This window comes from Agrococcus sp. Ld7 (assembly GCF_045064095.1).
In the GTDB taxonomy this organism is placed as follows: domain Bacteria; phylum Actinomycetota; class Actinomycetes; order Actinomycetales; family Microbacteriaceae; genus Agrococcus.
The window spans coordinates 33,303-59,597 of the sequence record NZ_JBISGY010000038.1; the positions used below are offsets into that span (position 1 = coordinate 33,303).

A 26,295-nucleotide genomic window follows, 5' to 3' on the forward strand; every position below is an offset into this window, starting at 1 on the left:
TCGTCGATCGAGCAGTCGTTCGCCGGTCTAACGAGGCGTAGGCTGGTGGCCGCTGTCTGAGAGAAACGAGGGAAGCATGCTGCTCGCGATCGTGAACGCCCACGTCGTGCCCGTCGAGGGGGACGACTTCCGGGGCACCATCCTGGTCGAGGACGGGCGCATCCGAGCGCTCGGTGCCGACATCGCGGTGCCGGATGGCGCGACGCTGCTCGACGTGGACGGCGCGCAGGTGACTCCTGGGCTCGTCGACGCCCACGTGCACCTCGGCGTGCACCCGGAGGGCGACGGCAGCGGCGCGAGCGACACCAACGAGATGACGAACCCCAACACCGCGGGCGTGCGCACCGTCGATGCGATCGACCCCTTCGACGAGGGCTTCGATCTCGCGCTCGCCGGCGGCGTCACCACCGTCAACGTGAACCCCGGCTCCGGCAACCCGATCGGCGGGCAGGCGACCACGCTGCACACGCACGGCCGCATCGTCGATCACATGGTGCTGCGCGAGCCCGCGGGCGTGAAGAGCGCACTGGGGGAGAACCCGAAGCGGGTCTACGGCGAGAAGAAGATCACGCCCTCGACTCGCCTGGGCACGGCGAAGATCATCCGGGACGCCTTCGTCGCGGCGCAGAACTACCAGCGACGGCACGCGGACCCCGACAATGATGAGCGTCGCGACGTCGACCTCACGATGGAGGCGCTCAGCAAGGTGCTGCGGCGGGAGATGCCCTGGCGGCAGCACGCCCATCGAGCGGACGACATCGTCACGGCGCTGCGGCTGCAGGCGGAGTTCGGCTATGACCTGGTCATCGACCACGGCACCGAGGCGCACGTGGTCGCCGACCTGCTGGCCGAGCGGGGCGTGCCCGTGCTCATCGGCCCGCTGTTCACCACCAAGTCGAAGATGGAGCTGCGCGGCCGCTCCATCGCGAACCCGGGCAAGCTCGCGGCAGCCGGTGTCGAGATCTCCATCATCACCGATCACCCGGTCATCCCCATCTCCTTCCTCGTGCACCAGGCGTCGCTCGCCGTCCGCGAGGGACTCGACCGCGACACCGCACTGCGCGCCATCACCATCAACCCGGCGAAGGTGCTCGGTGTCGCCCACGAGGTCGGCTCGCTCGCGGTCGGCAAGCGCGCCGACCTCGTGGTGTGGAGCGGCGACTGGATGGACCCGATGGCGCGTCCGCGCACCGTGCTGATCGACGGGCGCGTGGTCTTCGAGCACGATGCGGCGACCGGCGAGGAGCACGTCGCATCGCGTCACGAGGTGCCGCTGCGTCTGACGCAGGAGTGACGACCGAGTCCGGCGTCGCCTTCAGCCGGCGGCACCGCGTCATCACCCTGATCGTCCTCGGCCTGCTTGCTGGGCTCGGGCCCTTCACGATCGACCTCTACCTGCCGGCGTTCCCGGCGGTCAAGGACGACTTCCAGACCACGGATGCCGCCGTGCAGCTGACCCTCTCGGCGACGACCCTCGGGTTCGCGATCGGGCAGCTGGTGGTGGGCCCGCTCTCCGACCGGATCGGACGTCGCAAGCCGCTGCTCATCGCGACCAGCGTCCACGTGCTCGCGAGCGTCGCGGTCGCGATGGCTCCCGACCTGCTGACGCTCTCGCTCCTGCGCATCGTCCAGGGCTTCGGCGCTGCTGCCGGCACGGTCGTGGCGATGGCGATGGTGCGTGACCTGTTCGGCGGCAAGCAGCTGACGACGGCACTCTCCAGGCTCGCCCTCGTGATCGGCATCGCACCCATCGCGGCGCCCGTGGTCGGCTCCTGGCTCGTCGGCATCATGCATTGGCGCGGGCTGTTCTGGGTGCTGGCGGGCTACGCGGCGCTGGTGATCGTGCTGCAGCTGCTCTTCCTGCGCGAGACGCTGCCGCCGTGGCTGCGCCAGGCGCCCGGGCACTCGACCCTCAGGCAGCGCTACCGCGCGGTGCTCACCGACCGCGTGTTCATCGGCGTCGCGGTCATCGGCGCGAGCATCTTCGGCGGCATGTTCGCCTACATCTCCACCTCGTCGCTGCTGCTCCAGGAGGTCTACGGCTTCTCGCCTGCTGAGTTCGGCATGGTCTTCGCCGTCTGCTCGGTCGGAGTGCTCGTCGGCACGCAGGTGGCCGGACGAGCAGCCAATCGCTTCGGGCCCCAGTGGGTGCTGGCGGTCTCCACGTCGCTGCTGGTGGTCGCTGCGGCGCTCGTCGTGACGCTGGACGTGGCGGGCTTCGGCGTTGCCGGGCTGGTGCCGCCGCTCGTGCTGTACGCGTTCGCATTCGGCCTCTCCATGCCGTGCGTGCAGACGCTCGCGCTCGCCAGTCACCCGAACGAGGCGGGGACCGCGGCGTCGCTGCTCGGCGCGCTCAACATGTCGATCGCCGGGGCCGTCAGCCCGATCGTCGGCCTCTTCCAGATCGAGGACGCCGTTCCGATGGGCGTCATCATGCTCATCTGCGGCGTGCTGGCCACCGGCTCGCTCTGGCTGATCGTGCGCCCGCGCACCGTGCCCGCCATCCACTGAACCGTCCGCCCGGCGGCCGTAGGATGTCGCTATGACTGACGAGCTGGCGCGGGTCCAAGCAGAGATCGAGGCGGCCAGGCAGGCGCAGCGCGAGGCCGAGGCGCGACTTGCGGCGCTGCAGGACAGCGAGCGCCTCGCCGAGCAGCAGGCGTCCGCCTCCGAGGAGACCACGGAGCCCGACGAGGCGCCGGTCGAGGAGCGGGGCAGCGGCGGGCCGCTGGATGCGGCGGCCGTCGCCGAGATCCGCTCGGGCTACGCGTTCGCCGAGGCGGCGCTCGAGATGGGCGCGCTCGTCAACGGGGAGGCCGACCCGGAGACCCAGATCCGCATCCCGCTGCAGATGGTCAACCGCCACGGCCTCATCGCGGGTGCCACGGGTACGGGCAAGACCAAGACGCTGCAGGTGCTGACCGAGCAGCTCTCCGCCGCTGGCGTGCCGGTGTTCGCCGCCGACATCAAGGGAGACCTGTCCGGCATCGCGACGCCAGGAGCGTCGAGCGACAAGCTGCTCGCACGCACCTCCGGCATCGGCCAGGCGTGGACGCCCCGGGCAGCCCCCGTGGAGTACTTCGCACTGGGCGGCATCGGCCACGGTGTGCCCGTGCGCGCGACAGTGCTCGACTTCGGGCCGACGCTGCTGTCGAAGGTGCTCGGCCTCAACGACACCCAGGAGTCGAGCCTCGGGCTCATCTTCGCCTACGCCGACCAGGCGAAGCTGCCGCTCGTCGACCTCAAGGACCTGCGCGAGCTGCTGCTCCACCTCACCGGGGATGCGGGCAAGGAGGAGCTGCGACAGCTGGGCGGCATCTCCTCCCAGACCGCCGGGGTGATCCTGCGGGAGCTGACGGCGTTCAGCGCCCAGGGCGCCGACGTGTTCTTCGGCGAGCCCCAGATGGACACGCGAGAGTTCTTGCGCGTGACGCCGGACGGCCGCGGGGTCGTCAGCCTGCTCGAGGTGCCCGGCGTCGCCGATCAGCCGGCGCTCTTCTCGACCTTCCTCATGTGGCTGCTGGCCGACCTGTTCGAGGACCTGCCCGAGGTCGGTGACATCGACAAGCCGAAGCTCGTCTTCTTCTTCGACGAGGCCCATCTGCTGTTCAAGGACGCGTCGAAGGACTTCCTCGCCGCCATCGTGCAGACCGTGCGCCTCATCCGCTCGAAGGGCGTCGGCATCTTCTTCGTCACCCAGACCCCGAAGGACGTGCCGGGCGAGGTGCTCGCGCAGCTCGGCTCCCGTGTGCAGCACCAGCTCCGCGCGCACACGCCGGATGCCGAGAAGGCGCTGCGTGCGACGGTGCGCACCTATCCGAAGAGCGCCTACGACCTCGAGCAGGTGCTCACGGGCCTCGGGATCGGCGAGGCGATCGTCACCGTCATGAACGAGCGGGGTGCGCCGACGCCCGTGGCCTGGACGCGGCTGCGCGCCCCGGAGGGCTCGATGGACCCGACACCGGAGACGGAGATCGAGCGCACGGTGACTGCCTCCGCGCTGCTGCCGAAGTACGGGGAGGCAGTCGATCGCGAGTCCGCGTACGAGATGCTGCAGGCGAGGCTGCAGGCTGCCGAGCGGGCGGAGCAGGATGCAGCGTCGCGGGCGGCCGCAGCCGAGGAGGCTGGGCGGTTGGAGGCGGACGCGAAGCGCAATCGCTCGACCCGCTCATCGACCTCCGCCACGGGTGGCAACGTCATCACCGATTTCCTCGGCTCCAGATCCGGCCAGGCGATGATCCGCGACGTCGTGCGCGGCATCTTCGGCAACTGGCGCCGATGAGCGCGACCCCGCACACGTCCAGGGACGTCCGCCCGCGCGTCATCGGTGCGCTCCGCCTCAACCGCGTGCAGCTGATCGTCGCCGGCATCCTCGCCGTCGTGCTCGCCGTGGTGATCGCGGTCGATCACTCCATCTTCGGGCTGCCGTGGGTCACGCTCGCCGCGCTCACGATGACCGCAGCGACCGTGCTCGCTGTGGTCGACCGACGCGTTGCCGGCGTGACGATGTCGATCATCGTCCCGGCGCTCGACCTCGCGGCCTTCGCCGCGCTGTTCGCCGAGCCGCTCGTCCCGCGCAACGTCGCGATCCTGATGGTGATGCCTGCGTTCTGGCTCGGCGTGACCGCTGGCCGATTGGGCATCGGCATGGTCATGGGCGCCAGCGGCGTCCTCGCCGCGGTCATGGCCGTGCGGGCGACGGACTCGGTCGGCGTGGTCCTGGCAGCGAACGCGGTCGGAGCCGTCCTGGTGCCGATCTCGCTGATCTCGACGGCATGGTTCGCCTACAACTACTCGCGCACCATCGAGCGCCAGCAGCTCGCCATCCTGAAGCGCGAGCGCGAGAAGGCAGCGCTCGCGAAGGAGCGCGCCGCCGATGCGACCCTGCTCGACGCCATCTTCGAGACGGCGCGCGTTGGGCTGCTGCTGATCGACGCGGACGGCAACGTGAAGCGCGTCAACTCCACCCTCGCGCAGCACCCCGTGCTGGCTGGCGACTCGCTGACCGAGCTGCGCAAGCTGCGCATCCGGGATCTGGAGTCCCGGCGCGAGATCGCTGAGTCCGCATCCCCGTTCATGCGCGCGGCCCGCGGGGAAGCGTTCGACAATGTCGTGTTCTGGATCGAGCGCGCGGACCGGGACACGGCCATGTCGGCGGTCACCGTGTCATCGCGCCCGATCGTCATCGACGGCGAGTTCCACGGGTCGATCGCGTCGGTCGACGACGTGACGACCTACATGCGGATGCTGGAGGATCGTGATGACTTCGTCGCGCTCGTCTCCCACGAGCTGCGAACGCCGCTCACATCGATCGCGGGCTTCCTCGAGCTGGTGCTCGACGAGGAGCTGCCGGAGTCGCTCCGATCCTGGCTGCTGATCGTGCAGCGCAACGGCGACCGGCTGCGAGCGCTCGTCGAGGACCTGCTGATCGTGGGCGAGATGAGCCGCGGCGAGGTGCGACTCGAGCACGAGTCGGTCGATCTGCGCATGCTCGCCGCGGAGGCCGTGCACACGCTCGACCATCGCGCTCGGCGGCGCGGTGTGCGGCTGCGGCTCCTGGAAGGCGGACCGGCGGTCGTGCAGGCAGACCCGCGTCGGATCACGCAGGTGATGGAGAACCTGATCTCGAACGCCATCAAGTACACGCGCGACGATGGCACCGTGGACGTGCACGTCGACGCTGACGGACGGGAGCACTGCGTGCGGGTCGTCGACGACGGCGAGGGCGTGCCGGCCGCGGAGGCGCTGCGCGTGTTCGAGCGCTTCTACCGATCGACGAGCGCGCGTTCCTCGGGCGTGCAGGGCGCGGGCCTCGGCCTGTGGATCTGCCGGATGATCATCGACGCGCACGGCGGATCGATCTCGTTCGCGAGCGAGCCTGGCAAGGGCTCAGCCGCGTCCTTCCGGCTGCCCGCCCGCGGCTGACGCCGTCGCGTCGTCGGCGAATCCGGTGCGGGTCATGACGCCCCACACCTGCGCGCGGCCGGTCAGGCCCGCCCACCAACCCTGCAGGCGCCACACGGCGGTGAGCTGCCGGTAGCCGAGGTTCTCCGCGACGATCGCGACGAGCGTCGCGCCGAGGTCGCGCCAGCGCTCGTAGCGGTGGAAGCTCGCCTCCTCGACGATCACCGCGGTCACGGTGACGAGGGCGCCGTAGCCGTACGAGGCGAGCAGCAGCAGCAGGGCCATCTGCGGGTCGACCGCCCCCACGGCGAGGCCGAGCACGACGAGCACGAGGCCCACGAGCTCGAACAGCGGCGCCAGCAGCTCGAACAGCCAGTAGTAGGGGAGCGCGAGCCACGCGATCCGACCGTAGCGCGGATTGCAGAGCATGCCGCGGTACTTCCACAGCACCTCCCACAGGCCTCGGTGCCAGCGACGGCGCTGGCGAGCCAGCACCGGCAGCGTCGACGGCGCCTCCGTCCAGCTGACGGGCTCAGCGACGAACTCCACGCGCAGATCCTTGCGACCGTCGCGGATCCACCGCTGGATGCGCATCACGAGCTCGAAGTCCTCGCCGATCGCATCCGGGTCGAGCCCGCCCAGCTCGAGCAGCACATCGCGGCGGAACATGCCGAAGGCGCCGGAGATGAGCACGAGCGCGCGCAGATCCGACCAGGCCGTGCGGCCGAGCAGGAACGCGCGCAGGTACTCGACGACCTGGATGCGCGCGAGCAGCTGCTTCGGCATGCGCATCTCGACGATCCGGCCGCCGGAGACGCGGCTGTTGTTGACGATGCGCACGACACCACCGGTGGCCACGACGCGATCCGGATCATCGGCGAAGGGCTTCGACACCGACAGCAGGGCATCCGGTTCGAGGATCGAATCGGCATCGACCATCACGATCAGGTCCTTGCTGGCGACATCGAGGCCCGCATTGATGGAGTCGGACCGGCCGGAGTTCTCCTTGTCGACAACGATCAGCGGCACGACGCCCCCGCGAGAGCGCCAGATCCCGAGCACCTTGCCACGGATCGGGACGCGGGAGGGCTGATCGCGGTCGTCGAGCACGAGGTCGTAGGTGTCGCGCAGCACCTGCATGGTGCCGTCGGAGCTGCCGTCATTGATCACGATGACCTCGTGGTCCGGGTAGCGCAGGTCGAGCACCGAGCGCACGCTCGTGCCGATGACCGCCGATTCGTTGTACGCCGGCATCAGCACGGTCACGCCCTGGCTCAGCGGCGAGGCAGCCATGGCGTCGTCACCGCGGTGATCCCGCGTGCGCAGGTAGCGCGCGAAGTGCCGGGCGGCGAGCAGCACCAGCAGCATCATCGCCGTGTTCGCGAGCAGGAAGTAGATCGCTGCCGGCCAGGCGAGCACCGCGAAGGTCGCCTCGAGCGCGTCGTGCAGCCAGGTCATGCTGCCGTCTCCCGACGACGGAGGCCGGCCGCGCGCCGGATCGCGAACGATCCCTCGCGATCGATCCGCGTCATCGCAGCAGCCGTCCAGGCGGCGGGCATGGTCGCGAGCGTCCGTGCGGCAGCCTCCCCTCCGCCGAGGTCGTCGGCGAGCGCCACCGCGAGCAGCGCGGGCACCGCAGCTTCTACCGGCATGCGGCGGAGGGATCGGGCGGCTGCGAGCCTCACCGAGTGCTGCTCGTCATCCAGCAGGCGCGTGAGCGCTGCTCCGGAACCTGGCACCTGCAGCAGACCCGCGACCCTGGCCGCTCCGTGGCGGATGCCCGCATCGTCGTCCGTCAGCGCCGTGCGCACCCGATCGCTCGCTGCGCGGCCCTGCTCGAGCAGGGCGGATGCAGCGACGCTGTTCGGCACCCCGCTGCCGAGCGCGAGCGATTCGACGACGAGGTCGACAGCGGAAGGATCGGAGAAGCCGCCCAGCGCTCGCACCGCGACGGTGCGCACCTGCGGTGACGTGTCCGCCGCGAGCCGGCAGAGCGCGTCCAGCGCCCCGGGGGGCTGCAGCAGACCGAGGGCCTCCGCGGCGTCCGCGCGGAGCGAGGGGCGTCGATCGAAGCTCGCAGCCAGCACACGTTCGGTGAGACCGGCGGCGTCGCCCATCATGCGCAGTCGGTCGGCCGCTTCGCCCGTGACGTCGCGCAGCATGTGGAAGACCGTGCGTCGCACGTGACGCTGCTCGCCGTCCGCGAGAGCCCGCACGCGGGCCAGCAGCGGATCCATCTCGTCGGCCTCGGCGACCGTTGCCGTCAGCACGAGCGGTCGGACGCGGCGATCGAGCTCCACGCGGCGTCGCTGGCCTCGATGCCGCATGGTTCGCAGCACCAGCAGCGACACGAGCATGGCCACGACCACGACTGCAGAGACCACGGTGATCGCCAGCATGAAGGCGGGCGGCAGCGGGGTCATTCGACGGCGGCGGTGATGCGCGCGAGCAGAGCCCGAGGGCTGAACGGCTTCGTGACGTAGTCGTCGGCGCCCGCGGCGAAGCCCGCCTCGATGTCCTTCTCCTGACCTCTCGCCGTGAGCAGGATGACCGGGGTGCGGTCCCCCGCATCGCGGATGGTCCGCAGCACGTCGACGCCGGACATCCCGGGCATCATGACGTCGAGCACGATCACGGACCAGCCGCCTTCGCGCACCGCGTCGAGCGCCTCGGAGCCGTCGGCCCGGGTGACGACGTCGAGGCCCGCAGCCTCGAGCTTGATCGCGACGAGGTCGCGGATGTCGCGGTCGTCATCGACGACCAGGATGCGGGCGCTCACGATGTGGCTCCCGCGCACGCCGTCAGCGACGGCGGACTGCTCTGGCGCATGCGTGCTCCAACGTGACGAGTCGGCGGTGTAGCTCCACGCTACATGGTGCGCGGCACGCATGTATTCGGTGGCGGAGGATAGGGGATTCGAACCCCTGAGGGCTTGCACCCAACACGCTTTCCAAGCGTGCGCCATAGGCCACTAGGCGAATCCTCCGTGCTGACCCCGAAAGGTCAACCCTGCGATTCTAGCCCCATCGAGAACGGGGGCGGGAACCGAAGTCCCCGCCCCCGTCATCGTGCGATGGTTCAGCCGCAGATCGCGTACTCCGCGACCGAGGCCGACAGCGTCGCCTCGTCACCGAGCAGGATCACCGGCGGCTGGTCAAGCCGCAGGCTCTCCGTCACGATGGCCGAGTTGATGCAGGTCGGACGCGTCAGGTACAGCGGCGAGCCCTCGGCTGCTGCGAGCGCCGAAGCACTCAGAGCGTCCGGGAACTTCAGCCCGCTGGCGATGTACATCGCCGGCACCGGGCCCTCGAAGAACGCCTGATTCACGAGCACGGCCGTCTGGAAGCGGTCCGAGCCTGCAAAGCGGTGCACCGTGAGCGCCTCGTTGTCGAGGTCGAGCTCGATGCCGTTCGACATCGAGTTCTGGTCGCCCTGGAGGTACACGTTCTGTGCGCCGAGACGGTCGAGCTCCGCCAGCGTTGCGTCATCCGCACCGCTCGCGCGCCCGTCCACGAGCAGGATCGGCGCGCCGATCTTGCCAGCTGCAGCCCCCGCCGACAGCGCGTCGGGGAAGTTGCGACCCGTCGCGAGGAAGGCGCTGTCAGCACCCTCGAAGGCGTACTGCGCGACCAGACGGCTGGTCTCGTAGCGGTTGGCGCCGCCCAGACGGACCACGTCGGATGCGATGGCCTCGAGCTCCGCGGCGACCGCCGCCGAGACCGAGGGCTCGCCGCCGACGATCACGATGCGGTCGGGCGACAGGCGCTCGATCTCCTCCAGCACGGCGGACGGCACTGCATCCGGCCGCGTCAGCAGCAGGGGAGCGTCGTCGCTGGCGGCAGCGGGAGCTGCTGCCAGGCCATCCGGGAACTTCAGGCCGCTGGCGACGTAGACGACGTCAGCACCATCCGGGTAGCCCTGCTGCGAGACCTCGACCGACGTCTCGAACCGGTTCCCGCCCGCGAGGCGGTCGGGAGCGGGCAGCGTGGCCTCGCCGGTCGTGACGTGCACGTAGGTCTGCTCCTGCGAGCCGCTGTAGCCGATGACGCCCAGGTACTCGGCGTCGAGGTCGAGGCCGCGCCACTCAGCTGCGAAGCTGAACGGCTCGCCGGTCTCGCCCATCACCGACGCGGGGTCGGTGCTGAACGCGCCCTCCTGCTGGCCGTCGCCCACACCCACGGTGTCGACGGTGAACTCCATCGGAGTGCCCGCGTCGCCTGCGGAGTAGAGCACGACGATGACGCGATACTGCCCGGCTGCCGGAGCCTCGAGCAGGATCTCCTCATCTGCCGCTGCGGTGCCGCCGACCCACTGCTCGACCGGCGTCCCGTTCTCCAGACGCTGGAGGTAGAGGTCGAGGTCGCTGGAGTTGTCGACTGCGTCGAGCGTGATGTAGCGCGCAAGCTCGCCCGCGGGGATGGTGAGCGGGTAGACGAACTGGTTGCCCGCCTCTCCCGCGTCGCTTCCCAGCTCGACGAACGGCGCCAGGCCGTTGGCGTCGAAGGCGATGGTGCCTTCGATGCCGGAGACACCCGAGATCGGAGTTTCACCCGACGTGCCCGTGCCCTCGACCCAGCTCGGCACCGCGATGGCAACCGGGCGGACCGCGAGCGGCGAGCGAACCGTGTGCTCAGCACTCGTCCAGGTGAGCGAACCCGTCGACCACGAGCCCAGGGCTGCGTCGGTCGTCGTGAACGTCACCTCGTAGGTGGCCGTCTCGCCGGCAGCGCCGAACGAGAGCGTCGCAGGCGAGACCTCGACGTCGACGCCCGGCATGCCGGAGGTCGAGAAGGTGTAGTCGCCTGCCTCGAGGGCGGTCACCGTGCGGGTGACCGTCTGCGTGCCGGCGAGCGAGCCGACCGCGATCGACGCGATGTTGACGTCGCTCGGGTCGATGGCGCTGCCGACCCACTCTTCCGGCAGGCCGTAGCCGAGGCCGCGGAGGTAGCCGAACCAGTCGGTGGTGCCGTTCTGGTAGATCAGGCCCGCGTCCATCATCGACTGGGTGTTCACGTGGCCTGCGCCCTGTGCCCACACGTCGGTCGAGGCGGAGCCGTCGTCGTTCAGCGTGTCGGTGGCCGTCGTCATGAGTGCGGACTTGACCTCTGCCGGAGTGGCGTTGGGGTGCGCACCCAGGTAGATGGCTGCCAGTCCCGCGACGTGCGGGGCTGCCATCGACGTGCCGGAGAGGAACCGGTAGGTCGGCTCGCCGTCCGCAGGGTTGGGGCCGGCGGCGATGATGCCGACACCGGGAGCCGCGACATCGGGCTTGATGACGTCGCTGCCCTCAGCCAGGGCCGGGCCGCGCGACGAGAAGCCGGCGACGATCGGCGCCACGGTCTCGATGCCCGAGGAGTTCCCTGCCTCGAGCGTCACCTCGGCACCGGGCGTCTGTGCGGCAGCGAGGAGCTGGTCGCGGTACTCGGCATCGAGGTGGACCGTCGGGATGACGTGGTCATCGAGGTCGATCGAGCTGGGCGAGACGTTGACGAGCACCGATCCGATGCCGCCAGCGGCAGCAACCTCAGCGGACTTGTCCACGCGCGCGATCACGCCGCGGTCGCAGAGCACGATCGCGCCGGCAGCCAGGGCCGGGTCGAGCGTTCCCTCCATGCACAGCGCTGCCTCGTCGGCGTCCTCTCCCGCTGCGGCGATGTCGCCCGCGTAGATGAACGGCCCCGTGACGGGCTCGGCGTCGTCACCCATGGGAACGGTCACCGAGGCGCCCGGCAGCTTGGTGCCGTCATCGAGGATGACGGTCGCCTCGTAGTTCGGGATGCTCGACGCGGCCACCGTGGTGTACCAGGGCGCCGCGTGGTCGAGCGTCGACGCGTCGGGACCGGAGTTGCCGGCCGATGCCGAGACGAACACGCCCGCAGCTGCGGCACCGAGGAACGAGATGTCCGTGGGCGTCGCGACCGAAGTGGCAGCGCCGCCGCCGATGGAGTAGTTGATGACGTCGACGCCATCTTCCGTGGCCTGATCGATCGCCTGGACGAGGTCGCTCGTCGCGCAGCCGTCGTCGTCGGTCGAAGCGGGGTCCGGGCCCGACCAGCAGACCTTGTAGGCCGCGATGCGGGCCTGGGGTGCGACACCCGACATGGTGCCGATGTCCTGGCCGCCAGCGGTCTCGATGGGCACGTCGGCGTTGCCTGCCGCGGTGGAGGCGGTGTGCGAGCCGTGGCCGTCGCCGTCACGGGGCGACAGGTACTCGCCCACGTCCGCGCCGCCGATCCGGTCGGCGCCGAAGCCGTCCACGTAATAGCGGGCCCCGACGATCTTCGTCGAGCAGTCCTCGGCGGTGAACTGCGGTCCGGTCTCGCAGACGCCGACGAAGGTGTTGCCGTCGCTCTTCTCGAAGACGATGTCGCTGCCGTCGCGGTAGGGCTCTGCGCCGGCGGTGGTGCCGAGCGGCTCGCCTGCGAACAGCGGGTTCTCGGGGGCGATACCGGTGTCGAGGACACCGACGACAACGCCGTCGCCGGCCTCGTCGACGCCGCCGACCTCCGTCCAGAGTCCCTCGAGGTCGAGGAACTCATTCGCGGGGCTTGCGGTGATCTGGAGGATCTCGTCGGGGAAGATCTGGGAGACGCGAGCGTCGCGCGCGAGCTCGAGCGCCTGGTCGGCGGTCAGATCGGCGACGAAGCCGTTCATGGTGACCGTCAGGTTCGCCGCGATCTGCGCGCCGATGTCGCTCGCCACGGCCGACTGCCGGTTCTCGAGGTGGGCGGTGTACGCCGCAGCGGCCGAGGTGGAGACATCGATGTCTGCCGTGCCGGTCGGTGCGGTGCGTGCCAGGTTCGGGAGCCCGCCGCGATAGGTCGCGAGCGCGTCTCCGTCCAGCACGACGATGTAGCGGCCGTTGTCGAAGCCGCTGGTATCGATCGAGACAGGTTGCTCGACCGGCGCAGCGCTCGCCGAGGCCGCACCGAGCACCGACGCCCCCGCGCTGAGCGCGAGGGCGGTGGTGAGTGCGAGGCCACGGCGAAGACGCACACGCCGAGGGGTGTGGGTGTTCACAGATGATCCTTCGTTCGTGACGAAGCCCCACGCAGAGCGGCGGGGCGGATGCGCTCGAATCTATGGGCGGGCTGTGGTTGGCGATACTGGCCGGGGAGAAGCGTTACCGTTTCGTGACATCCGGAGCCCGCACTAGCCTGAGACGGTGCCGACCAGAATTGTCATCGCCTCCCCGGAGGGCCACGCAGGCAAGTCGATCATCGCGCTGGGGCTGGTGGAGGCGCTCAGCCGCCGCGTCGAGCGCGTCGGGGTGTTCCGGCCGATCGCGCGCTCCGCGCAGCAGCGCGACCGGGTGCTGGAGCTGCTGCTCGCGCACGAGGCCGTCGAGATGACCTACGACGAGGCGATCGGCACCACCTATGCGGCCGTGCACGACGATGCCGACGAGGCGCTCGCGACCATCGTCGATCGCTATCACCGCATCGACGAGCGGTTCGACGCGATCGTCATCGTCGGCTCCGACTACACCGACGTCGGCAGTCCCACGGAGCTCGGCTTCAACGCGCGCGTCGCCGCGAACCTCGGGGCCTCGGTGCTGCTCGTGCTCGGCGGGCGCGATCCGGAGACGGACGCGCCCAGGACCGCCGACGAGCTCCGGCAGCTCGCCGATGTGACGACCGCAGAGCTCTCGCACGCCCACACCTCCATCGCGGGCGTGGTCGTCAACCGGGCGGATCCCGCCGCGATCGCGGCGATCCCCGGTGCACTCGAGGAGGCCGTGCCGGAGGGCGTGCCGATCTGGTCGATCCCGGAGGACGCACTGCTGAGCGCTCCGAGCGTCGGGTCGCTGTTCGAGGCGGCTGACGCGACGCTCGTGCGCGGCGATGCGGAGCTGCTGGCGCGCGAGTCGCTCGGCACCGTGGTCGCAGGCATGTCGATGGAGCACGTGCTCGAGCGGCTCATCCAGGGCGGCATCCTCGTCACTCCGGGTGACCGCTCCGACGTCGTCGTCGGCACGCTGCTGGCGCAGCAGTCCGACACGTTCCCGTTCATCGCGGGGATCATCCTCAACGGCGGCTTCGAGCTGCACCCCGCGGTGCAGCGGCTGCTCGACGGCCTCGAGCTCGCGGTGCCCATCGCACTGAGCCCGCACGGGACCTACGAGACGGCGCGACGCATCGCCACCACCCGCGGCTCGCTCATCGACGGCACGCAGCGCAAGCGCGACGCTGCGCTGGCGCTCTTCGAGGAGCACATCGATGCTGCGGCGCTGCTCGAGCGGCTCGAGGTGGCGACGACCGATGTCGTCACGCCGCTGATCTTCGAGCACCGCCTCGTCGAGCGCGCCCGCGCGGACGTGCGGCACATCGTGCTCCCCGAGGGTGAGGACGATCGCATCCTGCAGGCCGCCTCGACCGTGCTCGCGCGCGGCATCGCCGAGCTCACGATCCTGGGCGACGCCGCCGCGATCCGTCAGCGCGCGTCCGCGCTCGGCCTGGATCTGGCTGCGGCCCGCATCGTGGCCACGGACGACGCCGAGCTGCGCCCGAAGTACGCCGCGGAGTACCAGCGGCTGCGTGCGCACAAGGGTGTGACGTTCGAGCAGGCCATGGAGCGACTGCTCGACGTCAGCTACTTCGGCACCCTCATGGTGCACACGGGCGACGCCGACGGCATGGTCTCCGGGGCCGCCCACACCACCGCGCACACGATCAAGCCCTCCTTCGAGACCATCAAGACCGCTCCCGGCGTCTCGGTCGTCTCCAGCGTGTTCCTCATGGCGCTGGCCGATCGGGTGCTCGTCTACGGCGACTGCGCCGTCATCCCCGAGCCCACCGTCGAGGAGCTCGCTGACATCGCGATCTCGGCCGCGCAGACAGCGCGGGAGTTCGGCATCGAGCCGCGGGTCGCGATGCTCTCCTACTCGACGGGGGCCTCCGGCACGGGCGCAGAGGTCGATCGCGTGCGCGCGGCGACCGAGCTGGTGCGAGCGCGGGCACCCGAGCTGCTGGTGGAGGGGCCGCTGCAGTACGACGCTGCTGCGGATGCCGCGGTCGCGAGGCAGAAGATGCCCGATTCGCATGTGGCCGGCAGGGCGACGGTGTTCATCTTCCCCGACCTCAACACCGGCAACAACACCTACAAGGCCGTGCAGCGATCCGCCGGAGCGCTCGCGATCGGCCCGGTGCTGCAGGGCCTCAACAAGCCGGTGAACGATCTCTCCAGGGGAGCGCTCGTGAGCGACATCGTCAACACCATCGCGATCACCGCCATCCAGGCGCAGGGCGCGGCGCACGGGGGCACCCCGTGACCGGTTCGGTCTTCGTCATCAATGCGGGCTCGTCGAGCCTCAAGTACCAGCTGGTCGATGTCGACTCCGGGCGTGCGCTCGCGAGCGGCCTCATCGAGCGCATCGGTGAGACGACCGGCGCTGCCACGCACCTGGTGCCCGGCGCAGCGGATGTCGTCGAGCAGCGGGTCATCACCGACCACGCGCACGCCTTCGGCTGGGTGCTGCAGCAGTTCGATGCCCACGGGCCCGACCTGCATGCGGCGGGTCTGATCGGGATCGGGCATCGCGTCGTGCAGGGCGGTGCGCGCTTCGACCGCGCCGTGCGCATCGACGGCGACGTCGCGCAGCAGATCGAGGACCTCGCGCCGCTGGCCCCGCTCCACAACCCCGCCAACCTGCAGGGCATCCGCGCGGCCCGCGCGGCATTCGCCGGCTTCGAGCACGTGGCGGTGTTCGACACGGCCTTCCACATGACGATCCCGGCCGCCGCGCACCGCTACGCGCTCGAGGAGCGCGTTGCGGCCGACCACCGCATCCGCAAGTACGGCTTCCACGGCACGAGCCACCAGTTCGTCTCGCGCCGCCTCGCTGAGCTGCTGGGCAAGCCGCTCGAGGACGTCAACTCGATCGTGCTGCACCTCGGCAACGGCGCGTCGGCGACCGCCGTGCGCGGCGGCGCGAGCGTCGAGACGTCGATGGGCATGACGCCGCTGGCCGGCCTCGTGATGGGCACCCGCTCCGGCGACATCGACCCGGGCGTGGTGTTCCACCTGCACCGCGTCGCGGGCCTGTCCGTCGATGAGATCGACACGCTCCTGAACAAGCGCTCCGGGCTGCTCGGCATGACCGGGACCGGTGACATGCGCGACGTGCTGCAGGCGGCGGCGGCGGGGATCCCGCGTGCGGTCGAAGCGCTCGAGATCGTCGCGCATCGGCTGCGCGGCACGGTCGGCGCGTACCTCGCGCATCTCGGACGCACCGACGCGATCGCGTTCACCGCGGGGATCGGGGAGCACGCCGCGAAGGTGCGCGAGCTCGGGCTCGCGGGACTGGAGGGCCTGGGCATCGAGATCGACGCGGAGCGCAACGCCGCCAGCGGCGAGCGCCGCATCTCGACCGATCGCTCCGCGATCGAGGTCTGGGTGGTGCCGACCAACGAGGAGCTGGAGATCGCTCGCCAGGTCGCCGCGCTGGTCGGCTGATCAGGGTTCGGCCAGTGCGCCGATCGCGAAGCTGCTGAGCTGCTCGGTCGGCAGCGACTGGCCGCCGTGCTGGGCTGAGAAGCCGTCGGAGGCATCCGTGCCGCAGATCGCGAGGATGCGGTCCGGCCCGCCCGGGTGCCGCGGGATCCACGCGGTCACGTCGTAGACGGTGCCCTCGATCGCCACCCAGCAGGATGCGGAATCGGCGTGCTGGGCGACCTCGGCAATGTCGATCTCGGTCGCGCCCGCGCCCGGCTCGGCGGTGGCGCCGGGGGTGATCGCCGTCGGCGTCTCGACGGGCGGTGCGACTCGGTCCTGCCACACCTGCGCGGCGCCGGTGTGCCCGGCGAGCACGCTGACGATGATGGCGCCCACCGCGATCGATGCCAGCACCGTGCCGACGATCAGGCCGATGACGCCGGTCGGCCGGTTGCGCCGATCGGCCTTGCCCTGCCAGAGCCACCATGCGAGCGTCGCTGCGAAGAGGATCGCCGCCATGATGAGCACCCAGTTGCCCAGCTGCTCGTGCTGGCCGGGCGATCCCACGCGCTCGGCAAGCGCCTCGCCCGACAGCTTGGCGACGAGCGCGCCGACCGCCGCCACCCCCAGCACCGCGACGGTCGGCCATGCGAGCGACGTGCGCCAGCTCGGCACCAGCAGGGTCAGCACCACGCCGATGGCGCCGAGCGGCAGCAGCACCACCGGCACGTGCACGGCGAGCGGATGCAGCGGCAGGCCGAAGGCGAGGTCGAATGGGCTGGCCGGATCGGCGAGCGGGAGCATGCGGCAACGCTACATGCGCTCGCTTCGCGAGGACGGCGACTCTTCGGTACGATGGTGGCGGCTCCCCGCGTGGCGCCATCCAGGCCAACTCCCCCAGGTCGGAGACGAAGCAAGGGCAACCGGGCTCTGGCGGGTGCGCGGGGGGTCCTTCTCGTCTTGCGGCGGGTCGCGGCTGTGGACGCGTCCTCGCGAGTCAGCGGTGGCAAGTAGCCTGGATCGCATGGTCGCCGCCCTCTACCGCCGCTATCGGCCGGAGTCGTTCTCTGAGCTCATCGGGCAGGCGCACGTCACCGATCCGCTGCGCACGGCCCTGCGCGCCGACCGCGTCAACCACGCCTACCTCTTCTCCGGGCCGCGCGGCTGCGGCAAGACCACGAGCGCCCGCATCCTCGCCCGCTGCCTGAACTGCGCCGAGGGGCCGACGCCCGACCCGTGCGGCACGTGCGACTCGTGCGTCGAGCTCGGTCGCGACGGCAGCGGATCGCTCGACGTGGTCGAGATCGACGCAGCGAGCCACGGCGGTGTCGACGACGCCCGAGACCTGCGCGAGCGCGCCACCTTCGCGCCCAGCCGTGACCGCTACAAGGTCTTCATCATCGACGAGGCGCACATGGTGACATCCGGCGGCTTCAACGCGCTGCTGAAGATCGTCGAGGAGCCGCCCGAGCACATCAAGTTCATCTTCGCCACGACCGAGCCTGACAAGGTCATCGGCACGATCCGCTCGCGCACGCACCACTACCCGTTCCGCCTCATCGCGCCCGCGCCGATGCTCGAGTACGTGCAGCAGCTCTGCGTCGAGGAGGGCGTCGAGGTCGCGCCAGGCGTGCTGCCCCTGGTCGTGCGCGCCGGCGGCGGCTCGGCTCGCGACACCCTGAGCCTGCTCGACCAGCTCATCGCGGGCTCTGAGGCGCACGTCACCTACGAGAGCGCCGTGGCGCTGCTCGGCTTCACCCACGGCGAGCTGCTCGACGAGATCATCGGGGCGCTGTCGGCGACCGATGCGTCGAGCCTGTTCGCGGCCATCGACCGGGTGGTGCAGACCGGCCAGGATCCGCGCCGCTTCGTCGAGGACCTGCTCGAGCGGCTCCGCGATCTCATCGTGGCGCATGCCGCGGCCGACCCCGCCGCGATCCTGCACGGCGTTCCGGAGGCAGAGCTGGCGACGCTCGTGACGCTGGCGGCCGGCTTCGGCGCGGCAGAGCTCTCGCGTGCCGCCGACATCGTGGCGAAGGCGCTCACCGACATGGCGGGCGCGACGAGCCCGCGCCTCCACCTCGAGCTGATGGCCGCGCGCCTGCTCGTGCCGGAGACCGGCGACGTCGAGGTCGGCACGCTCGCGCGCGTGGAGCGCATCGAGCAGCGGCTCGACGGTGCCGTGCCCGCCGTCGCGCCGGCCGCATCCGCCGCACCCTCCGCTGCACCTGCCCGTCCGGCGCAGCCCACTCCGGAAGCGGACCCCACTTCACCAGCCGGACCCGAGATCGCGGGTCCGCCTCCCGAAACGGGGTCCGGGATGGCGTCGCGCGACTCGGCGCCGGACGCTTCGCCGGCGCCGGCACCCTCGCCCGAGACGGGGGACGGTCCGCTGATCGTGGCGCCGGCGGCACCCATCACGCTCGGGCAGCTGCGCGACGCGTGGGACGAGGTGCTGCAGGCACTGGCCGACGAGCATCGCGGCGCCTGGATGCTCGTGTCGAACACGACGCCCATGGATCTGCGCGACGGTGACGTGCTCGTGCTCGGCTTCCAGTCGGATGCCGACGTGCAGCGCTTCCGCGACTCGCAGGCGGGCAAGCCCAGCGTCGCCGACGTGCTGCGCACCGCGATCCGGCAGCTGCTGGGCATCGAGGTGAAGTACATCGCTCGCCCTGCCCCGGCCGCTCGCAGCGCGAAGGAGCAGGCGCCCGTCGACGACGACGTGCACCGAGCCGCGGCCGCCACGACTCCCGCGGCGGGTGCTGCGACGCCGGTGCCGCCGGGAGCGTCGTCGGCTGCTGCGGGCGCACGCGCGAGCAGCGGTGCCCCAACAGCATCGCCACGGGATCGAGGGACCGGCGCATCCTCGGCACCCGCGACCCCCGCCGCGCCGGAATCCGCACCAGCGACAGCATCGGTGCGCGGCGCGGGGCAGCCGCCCGAGCCTGCCGGGTCCGTCACGGGGTGGGCCGTCGCAGCGATCCCCAGCGACGCCGAGGCGCCACCCGAGGATCTGCCGGAGCAGCCGCTGCCCGACGAGCCCGAGCCCGACCCGTTCTCGTTCGTCTCCGCTCCCGACGCGCCCGTGCCGGTCGTGACCGCATCCGCCCCCGTCCCCACTGCCGCAGCGCAAGGCCCGTCGCTCGAGGAGCTCGCGCAGAGCGCGCCAGCACCCGAGCCCGCGCTGTCGGCAGCACAGGCGGCCCGCTACGGCGAGTCGGTCGTTCGCGAAGAGCTCGGCGCCGAGCTGATCGAGGAGCGCCCGCGGGTGCGAGGGGAGCGCTGAGATGTACGACGGCATCGTCCAGGATCTGATCGACGAGCTCGGCAGGCTGCCGGGCGTCGGGCCGAAGTCGGCTCAGCGGATCGCATTCCACATCATCCAGACCGAGACCTTCGACGTCGATCGGCTGGCGACCATCCTGCAGACCGTGCGCCAGCGCGTGCGCTTCTGCGTCATCTGCGGCAACATCGGTGAGGAGGAGCGGTGCGCGATCTGCCGCGATCCGCGCCGCGTGCCGACGACCATCTGCGTCGTCGAGGAGGCGAAGGACGTCGTCGCGATCGAGCGCACCCGCGAGTACCGCGGGCTCTATCACGTGCTGGGCGGCGCCCTGAACCCGATGCAGGGCATCGGGCCCGACCAGCTGCGCGTCGCATCGCTCATGACGCGGCTGCAGGACACGGCGGTGGAGGAGATCATCATCGCGACCGACCCGAACGTCGAGGGGGAGGCCACGGCGACCTACCTGATCCGCTCGCTGCTGCCGATGGGTGTGCGCGTGTCGCGGCTCGCGAGCGGCCTGCCCGTCGGTGGTGACCTCGAGTTCGCCGACGAGATGACGCTGGGACGAGCGTTCGAGGGCCGTCGCACCGTCGAGCGTTGATCCCGGAGCGCTCACCCTCGCGGTGTGCGCGCAGGAATGTAGGTCGAGGAGCGCGCGGCGCAGCCGCACGCGTGACGAGACCCGAGCCGCCGCAACCACCCGCGCCACGCTCACGCCCGCAATCCGCCTTCGTCGCGACCCCGCAGCACCGCCCGACGGCACCCACGGCACCTACCCACGCCTAGACTTGCAGGGTCCAGGGGTGTAGAGGAGCGACGTGAGCCTCATCGTGCAGAAGTACGGCGGGTCCAGTGTGGGCGACGCCGAGGGGATCAAGCGCGTCGCGAAGCGGATCGTCGAGACGCGCAAGCGCGGCGACGACGTCGTCGTGGTGGTCTCCGCGATGGGCGACACGACCGACGAGCTCCTCGACCTCGCGCATCAGGTCGTGCCGAGCCTGCCGAAGGGCGGCCGTGAGCTCGACATGCTGCTCACTGCGGGCGAGCGTATCTCGATGGCGCTGCTCGCGCTCTCGATCAAGTCGCAGGGCGCAGAAGCTGTCTCGTTCACGGGAAGCCAGGCGGGCATGCTCACCGACGACAAGCACGGCTCCGCCCGCATCGTCTCCGTGACGCCAGGACGCGTGCGCGATGCGCTCGATCAGGGCCGGATCGCGATCGTGCAGGGCTTCGCGGGTTTCAACAAGGTCACCGGCGACATCACGACTCTCGGCCGCGGCGGCTCCGACACCTCGGCAGTGGCGCTGGCCGCCGCGCTGCAGGCGGATGTGTGCGAGATCTACACCGACGTCGCCGGGGTCTTCTCTGCCGATCCCCGCGTCGTCCCCCGAGCCCGCCGCATCCCTCGCGTCACGAGCGAGGAGATGCTCGAACTCGCCGCCGGCGGTGCGAAGGTGCTGCACATCCGCAGCGTCGAATACGCGCGCCGCCATGGCGTCACCCTCCACGTGCGCTCGTCGTTCACGAACGACGAGGGCACCATCGTGTACGACCCAGAGAGAGCGGGGTCCAAAATGGAAGAGCCGATGATCGTGGGCGTCGCCCACGACCTGTCAGAGGCCAAGATCACCGTTGCCGGTACGCCTGACGTGCCCGGCACCGCGGCCCGGATCTTCACGATCGTTGCCGACACCGGCGCGAACATCGACATGATCGTGCAGAACGTCTCGGAAGCCGTGACCGGTCGCACCGACATCTCGTTCACGCTGCCGAAGGAAGAGGCCGGCACCGTGCTCGAGGCGCTGGAATCGCAGCGCGAGGCCGTCGGGTTCGAAGAGCTGCACTACGACGACCAGATCGGCAAGCTCGCCCTCGTCGGTGCGGGGATGCGCACGAACGCGGGTGTCTCGGCGCGGCTGTTCCGCGCGCTGTCCGAATCGGACATCAACATCGAGATGATCTCGACCTCCGAGATCCGCATCTCCGTGGTCACGCGCGCCGATCAGCTCATCGACGCCGTGAAGGTCGTGCACTCGGCGTTCGACCTCGACGCTACCGAGGATGCGGTCGTGCACGCGGGGACGGGCCGATGATCCGCCAGCTGCGCGCCGAGGCCGGCGACGCGCGCCCCGTGCGGATCGGCGTCGTCGGCGCCACCGGTCAGGTCGGCAGCGTCGTGCTGCGGCTGCTGGCCGAGCGCGACGTCGCCATCGACGAGCTGCGGATGTTCGCCTCGGCGCGCTCCGCCGGCAGGACGATCGAGTTCCGCGGCGCTCCGGTCACGATCGAGGACGCCGATCGGGCCGACCCGGCCGGGCTGGACATCGTCATCTTCTCGGCCGGAGGCTCGACCTCGAAGCGCCTGGCGCCGAAGTTCGCCGACGCCGGGGTCATCGTGATCGACAACTCCTCCGCCTGGCGCATGGACCCTGACGTGCCGCTCGTCGTCTCGGAGGTGAATCCGCACGCGATCACCGGTGCCGTCAAGGGGATCATCGCGAATCCGAACTGCACGACCATGGCCGCGATGCCCGTGCTGAAGCCGCTCGATCTGGCGGCCGGCCTCGTTCGTCTCGTCGTCGCGACGTACCAGGCGGTCTCCGGCTCCGGTGTCGCGGGTGTCGAGGAGCTGCGCGGTCAGCTCGAGCAGGCGCAGGGCCAGGGCCCCGAGCGGCTGGCGCACGACGGCTCCGCGATCGACTTCCCCGAGCCCGCCGTCTACACGCAGACCATCGCGCACAACGTGCTGCCGCTGGCGGGGGCGATCGTCGACGACGGCTCCGCCGAGACCGACGAGGAGCAGAAGCTGCGCAACGAGTCGCGCAAGATCCTGCAGCGTCCTGAGCTCCGGGTCGCCGGCACCTGCGTGCGCGTGCCCGTGTTCACCGGCCACTCACTCGCGATCCACGCGGAGTTCGAGCGCGACCTGAGCCCGGCGCAGGCACGAGAGCTGCTCGCGAGCGCACCCGGTGTGCAGCTCGTCGACGTGCCGACGCCGCAGCAGGCGGCCGGCGTCGACCCGTCGCTCGTGGGACGCATCCGCGCCGATCAGTCGGCCGAGCCCGGCAAGGGACTCGTGCTCTTCGTGGTCAACGACAACCTGCGCAAGGGTGCCGCGCTCAATGCGGTGCAGCTCGCAGAGCTCGTGGCGCAGCGGCTCGACTGAACGTTGCGCGGATGCCGGAGGGGTGGAGCCCATACGGCTCCGCCCCTCTGTCATCCCGGCCGCCTGCTCAGGCGGGGTGGTCGTCCCCGGCGGAGCGATCGTCGCTGTCAGCGACAGCTCCTGCAGACGCGTCCGAGTCCGCTGCGAACGCCCCGCCGCCGCCGGTGAAGCCCTGACCGTCGGCACTGTGCGCACCACCAGCGTGCTCGCTGGCGACGCGCTCGGTGCTGGTCTTCTGCGCGGTGTCCTTCTGCTGCGCGACGCTGGACCCGCCGCCGTCCGAGGTCGCATCACCGCCGGAGCCCACGCGCTGCTCGACCCAGTGCTTCGCGTCCGCGGCCTTGACGCCGATCGTCTGCCCCGCGTCCTGCGCGTGGTCACCGAGGTGCTCCGCCTGATCCTTGACCCAGCCGGCCGCATCGCCCAGCTTGTCCTTCGCGTCACCCAGCTTGTCCTTGGCGTCGTCCAGGATTCCCATGAGTGGCTCCTCTCGTCGATGCCGACAGCATCGCTGCCGGGCGCGCCCATGGTAGGCCTGCGCTGCTGGCGGATACCTGGGGGTACGGTCGTCCATTCTCGAGCCGTGTTCTAGAATCGGGATGTGACGAAGACGATTGATGTAGCCCTCATCGGTGGAGGCATCATGAGCGCGACGCTCGGTGCCCTGCTCCACCGCCTCGAGCCGACCTGGACGATCGAGGTCTTCGAGCGGCTGCCGGAGGTGGGACTGGAGTCGTCGAACCCCTGGAACAACGCGGGCACCGGGCACGCGGGACTGTGTGAGCTCAACTACATGCCCGAGGGCGAGGACGGCGCCATGTCGACCGCCAAGTCCGTGGAGATCAACGAGCAGTTCCAGCTCTCGCGCCAGTTGTGGGCGGCGCTCGTCGAGGACGGCACGCTGCCCGATCCGACGTCCTTCATCGTGCCGACGCCGCACATGACCTTCGTCTGGGGAGAGGACAACGTCGATTACCTGCGGCGACGCTGGGAGCTGCTGGCAGAGGAGCCGCTGTTCGCGGGCTTCGAGTACTCGGAGGACGCGGAGGTGATCAGGAGCTGGGCGCCAATGCTGATCCCCGGTCGCAAGAAGTCGCAGCCGATCGCCGCAACGCGCTCGACCGATGGCACCGATGTCGACTTCGGCTCGCTGACGAGACAGCTGTTCGGCAACCTCCGCGCCGATGGCGTGAGCATCCAGACCGGCGTCGCCGTGACCGGTCTCAAGCGCAATGCGGAGGGCGAGTGGCGCCTGAAGCTGCGGCGCGAGGTGGGGCAGTCGGTCGGCTACGCGCAGGCACGCTTCGTCTTCGTCGGCGCCGGTGGCGGCGCGCTGAAGCTGCTGCAGCAGTCGCGCATCCCGGAGGCGAAGGGATTCGCCGGGTTCCCGATCTCGGGCGCGTTCCTGCGCTCGGACGACCCCGATGTCGTCGCACGCCACACCGCGAAGGTCTACGGCAAGGCGAGCGAGGGCGCGCCGCCGATGTCGGTGCCGCACCTGGACACCCGTGTGGTGGACGGCGAGACCAGCCTGCTCTTCGGGCCGTACGCGGGGTGGAGCCCCAAGTACCTGAAGACCGGCAGCGTGACCGACATGTTCGAGACCATCAAGGGCCACAACATCTGGCCGATGATCCGGGCTGGACTCGCGAACCTCGGTCTCGTCAACTACCTGGTGGGCGAGGTCTTCGCGTCGCGGCAGCAGCGGCTCGAGGCGCTGCGCGAGTTCATGCCTGAGGCGAAGGACGAGGACTGGCGCCTCATCACCGCCGGCCAGCGCGTGCAGGTGATGAAGAAGGATGCGGCCAAGGGTGGTGTGCTGCAGTTCGGCACCGAGCTCGTCACCGGTGCGGATGGCACGATCGCGGGTCTGCTCGGCGCCTCGCCCGGCGCCTCGACGGCGGTGCACGTGATGCTGACGCTCTTCGAGCGCTGCTTCCCGGAGCAGCTGCCGCGCTGGCGCGAGCCGCTGCGCGAGCTCATCCCCAGCTACGGCACCAAGCTCAACGAGGACCCGGCAGCTGCGCGTGCCTCGCTCGAGCACACCGCGCGCGTGCTGCAGCTCTCCGGCACGGGCGAGGAGAGCGCCTCGCAGCTCACCCGCACATCGAGCGCGTAGCCGACGCCATGATCGCCTCCGAAGCAGAAGCAGGCACCGTGCGCTCCGTGAGCGTCGTTGCCCAGGGGGCGCTCGCCACGGCGCTTCGCGACGCAATCGATGCCGATGCATCGCTGCGGCTGACGGCCGTGGTGCCGTGGTTCACCGATCTGGTGACTGAGGCCGCGTTCCCCGGGGATGTCGTGGTGCTCGCTGAGGAGCCGGGCAATGCGCTGTTCGCGCACGCGCAGACGGCCGTGGCTGCGGGAGCCCTCGTCGTCGTGCATGCCGACGTCGGGCCGGCGCTGCAGGAGGTGCTGGGGCAGGCCGGCGTCGCCATCGTGCCACTGGAGGAGTCAGCGGCTGCGGTGGTCGAACGCATCTCCAGACTGCGGCCCGGTCGCCGGCACAGCCACCGGTTGCTCGGCGATGGCGCTAGCCGCCGGCCGCGCCTGTCTCGCAGCGAGCAGCGGGCCCTCGCGCACTACGTCCAGGGGAGCACGACCGTGCAGGTCGCGGCCGAGATGGGTGTCGGGTACGAGACCGCGAAGACCTTCTTGCGCCGCGTGCGGGCGAAGTACGCGGCGGTCGACCGCGCGGCGGGCAAGCGCGCGCAATTGATGCAGCGTGCCGAAGAGGACGGGATCCTGTAGGCGTGGCCAAACTGTACTTCCGATACGGCGCGATGAACTCCGGCAAGTCGACGGGTCTCCTGCAGGCCGCGTTCAACTATGAGGAGCGCGGTCAGCGGGTGCTGCTCGCGAAGCCCGCGACCGACACGAAGGGGGAGCGCGCCATCGTCTCCCGCCTGGGCGTCACCCGGCAGATCGACTTCCTCGTGGGGCCGGAGGAGTCTGCCGAGGCGGCATTCGAGGCCGCCGCCGCTTCGCGCGACGAACCCGTCGCATGCCTGCTCCTGGATGAAGCGCAGTTCTTCAGCCCGAGCCAGGTGGACGAGCTGCTGCGCATCGCCGTCGAGCGCGGTGTGCCGGTGATCGCCTACGGGATCCGCACCGATTTCCTGACGCACGCGTTCCCGGGGTCAGCACGGCTGCTCGAGCTGGCGCACTCGCTCGAGGAGCTCAAGACCATCTGCCGGTGCGGCCGGAAGGCGATGTTCAACGGGCGGAAGATTGGCGACGCCTTCGTCTTCGACGGCGACCAGGTCGCCATCGACGGCGAAGCGGTCACGTACGAATCGCTGTGCGCCACCTGCTACCTGCAGGAGTCCGGCGGCCGGCTCGGCTGAAGCGAGCCGCTCCGGGTCGGCATCCGGTCTCCTAGGAAAGTGACGTGAGCTATGCGGCTGCTGGTGTGAGGTCGACGTCGTAGCCGAGGCCGCGCAGGCTGCGGAGCGCGCGTCGTTTGATCTGGTCGGGGTTGCGGTGGTCGTAGTAGTCGACG

Annotated in this window: 19 protein-coding genes, 1 tRNA gene and 1 other RNA gene; 14 read left to right on the forward strand and 7 right to left on the reverse strand. The window is 70.5% G+C overall.

Features of this window, described 5'->3' with window-relative positions; genetic code table 11:
• Positions 1-76: 76 nt before the first annotated feature.
• From ACJJVL_RS14290 to ACJJVL_RS14305, 4 genes are read left to right on the forward strand one after another with little or no spacing between them, the layout of a single operon-like run.
• Positions 77-1,294 (forward strand): amidohydrolase, encoded by a 1,218-nt coding sequence (locus ACJJVL_RS14290; protein WP_405219831.1) that lies wholly within the window; start codon positions 77-79, stop codon positions 1,292-1,294.
• Positions 1,291-2,511, forward strand: coding sequence for a multidrug effflux MFS transporter (locus tag ACJJVL_RS14295; RefSeq protein ID WP_405219834.1), 1,221 nt, complete (start codon positions 1,291-1,293; stop codon positions 2,509-2,511). The genes ACJJVL_RS14290 and ACJJVL_RS14295 overlap by 4 nt, the downstream gene beginning before the upstream one ends.
• Positions 2,512-2,542: 31 nt before the next feature.
• Positions 2,543-4,282 carry a helicase HerA-like domain-containing protein gene (locus ACJJVL_RS14300; RefSeq protein ID WP_405219837.1) on the forward strand — a complete coding sequence of 580 codons (1,740 nt, stop codon included), beginning with the start codon at positions 2,543-2,545 and terminating at the stop codon, positions 4,280-4,282.
• A complete protein-coding gene (locus tag ACJJVL_RS14305; protein ID WP_405219840.1) occupies positions 4,279-5,925 on the forward strand; it encodes a sensor histidine kinase in 1,647 nt (548 codons plus the stop codon). Before ACJJVL_RS14300 ends, ACJJVL_RS14305 begins: the two co-directional genes overlap by 4 nt.
• Here the strand turns inward: ACJJVL_RS14305 and ACJJVL_RS14310 are convergent.
• The 5 genes from ACJJVL_RS14310 to ACJJVL_RS14330 form a co-directional block, all read right to left on the reverse strand.
• Positions 5,890-7,362 (reverse strand): glycosyltransferase, encoded by a 1,473-nt coding sequence (locus ACJJVL_RS14310; protein WP_405219843.1) that lies wholly within the window; start codon positions 7,360-7,362, stop codon positions 5,890-5,892. The genes ACJJVL_RS14305 and ACJJVL_RS14310 overlap by 36 nt on opposite strands.
• Positions 7,359-8,327 carry a HEAT repeat domain-containing protein gene (locus ACJJVL_RS14315; protein ID WP_405219846.1) on the reverse strand — a complete coding sequence of 323 codons (969 nt, stop codon included), beginning with the start codon at positions 8,325-8,327 and terminating at the stop codon, positions 7,359-7,361. Before ACJJVL_RS14315 ends, ACJJVL_RS14310 begins: the two co-directional genes overlap by 4 nt.
• Positions 8,324-8,683, reverse strand: a complete 360-nt coding sequence (locus tag ACJJVL_RS14320; RefSeq protein ID WP_405219849.1) for a response regulator transcription factor — start codon at positions 8,681-8,683, stop codon at positions 8,324-8,326. The genes ACJJVL_RS14315 and ACJJVL_RS14320 overlap by 4 nt, the downstream gene beginning before the upstream one ends.
• A gap of 119 nt (positions 8,684-8,802) precedes the next feature.
• Positions 8,803-8,890: transfer RNA gene (locus tag ACJJVL_RS14325), tRNA-Ser, on the reverse strand.
• Between the two features lie 92 nt (positions 8,891-8,982).
• On the reverse strand, positions 8,983-12,924 hold the full coding sequence (locus tag ACJJVL_RS14330; protein WP_405219852.1) for a cell wall-binding repeat-containing protein: 3,942 nt from the start codon (positions 12,922-12,924) through the stop codon (positions 8,983-8,985).
• Between the two features lie 145 nt (positions 12,925-13,069).
• On the opposite strand from ACJJVL_RS14330, the gene pta reads away from it, so the two are divergent.
• Positions 13,070-15,175, forward strand: coding sequence for a phosphate acetyltransferase (pta, locus tag ACJJVL_RS14335; RefSeq protein ID WP_405219854.1), 2,106 nt, complete (start codon positions 13,070-13,072; stop codon positions 15,173-15,175).
• Positions 15,172-16,359 carry an acetate/propionate family kinase gene (locus ACJJVL_RS14340; protein WP_405219857.1) on the forward strand — a complete coding sequence of 396 codons (1,188 nt, stop codon included), beginning with the start codon at positions 15,172-15,174 and terminating at the stop codon, positions 16,357-16,359. The genes pta and ACJJVL_RS14340 overlap by 4 nt, the downstream gene beginning before the upstream one ends.
• Here the strand turns inward: ACJJVL_RS14340 and ACJJVL_RS14345 are convergent, their stop codons facing one another.
• A complete protein-coding gene (locus ACJJVL_RS14345; protein WP_405219859.1) occupies positions 16,360-17,142 on the reverse strand; it encodes a cytochrome b5-like heme/steroid binding domain-containing protein in 783 nt (260 codons plus the stop codon). It lies immediately after the preceding gene.
• Positions 17,143-17,198: 56 nt separating this feature from the next.
• Here ACJJVL_RS14345 and ffs point away from each other — a divergent pair.
• From ffs to ACJJVL_RS14370, 5 genes are all read left to right on the forward strand, one after another.
• An RNA gene (gene ffs, locus ACJJVL_RS14350) (signal recognition particle sRNA small type) lies at positions 17,199-17,295 on the forward strand.
• A 67-nt stretch (positions 17,296-17,362) separates the two neighbouring features.
• Positions 17,363-19,627, forward strand: coding sequence for a DNA polymerase III subunit gamma and tau (locus ACJJVL_RS14355; RefSeq protein ID WP_405219862.1), 2,265 nt, complete (start codon positions 17,363-17,365; stop codon positions 19,625-19,627).
• Between the two features lies 1 nt (position 19,628).
• Entirely contained in the window at positions 19,629-20,228 is a 600-nt protein-coding gene (recR, locus tag ACJJVL_RS14360; RefSeq protein WP_405219866.1) for a recombination mediator RecR, read from the forward strand.
• Between the two features lie 217 nt (positions 20,229-20,445).
• Positions 20,446-21,720 carry an aspartate kinase gene (locus ACJJVL_RS14365; protein ID WP_405219869.1) on the forward strand — a complete coding sequence of 425 codons (1,275 nt, stop codon included), beginning with the start codon at positions 20,446-20,448 and terminating at the stop codon, positions 21,718-21,720.
• A complete protein-coding gene (locus ACJJVL_RS14370) occupies positions 21,717-22,793 on the forward strand; it encodes an aspartate-semialdehyde dehydrogenase (RefSeq protein ID WP_405219872.1) in 1,077 nt (358 codons plus the stop codon). Before ACJJVL_RS14365 ends, ACJJVL_RS14370 begins: the two co-directional genes overlap by 4 nt.
• Positions 22,794-22,860: 67 nt before the next feature.
• On the opposite strand, the gene ACJJVL_RS14375 is transcribed toward ACJJVL_RS14370, so the two are convergent.
• On the reverse strand, positions 22,861-23,271 hold the full coding sequence (locus tag ACJJVL_RS14375; RefSeq protein WP_405219875.1) for a hypothetical protein: 411 nt from the start codon (positions 23,269-23,271) through the stop codon (positions 22,861-22,863).
• A gap of 123 nt (positions 23,272-23,394) precedes the next feature.
• Between ACJJVL_RS14375 and ACJJVL_RS14380 the strand changes: the two genes are divergently transcribed.
• From ACJJVL_RS14380 to ACJJVL_RS14390, 3 genes are read left to right on the forward strand one after another with little or no spacing between them, the layout of a single operon-like run.
• A complete protein-coding gene (locus ACJJVL_RS14380; RefSeq protein ID WP_405219878.1) occupies positions 23,395-24,912 on the forward strand; it encodes a malate:quinone oxidoreductase in 1,518 nt (505 codons plus the stop codon).
• A 47-nt stretch (positions 24,913-24,959) separates the two neighbouring features.
• Complete coding sequence (locus ACJJVL_RS14385) at positions 24,960-25,544, forward strand: helix-turn-helix transcriptional regulator (RefSeq protein WP_405219881.1); 585 nt, start codon at positions 24,960-24,962, stop codon at positions 25,542-25,544.
• A gap of 2 nt (positions 25,545-25,546) precedes the next feature.
• Positions 25,547-26,140: a thymidine kinase gene (locus ACJJVL_RS14390; RefSeq protein WP_405219884.1), complete on the forward strand. Its 594-nt coding sequence runs from the start codon at positions 25,547-25,549 to the stop codon at positions 26,138-26,140.
• Positions 26,141-26,295: the final 155 nt, after the last annotated feature.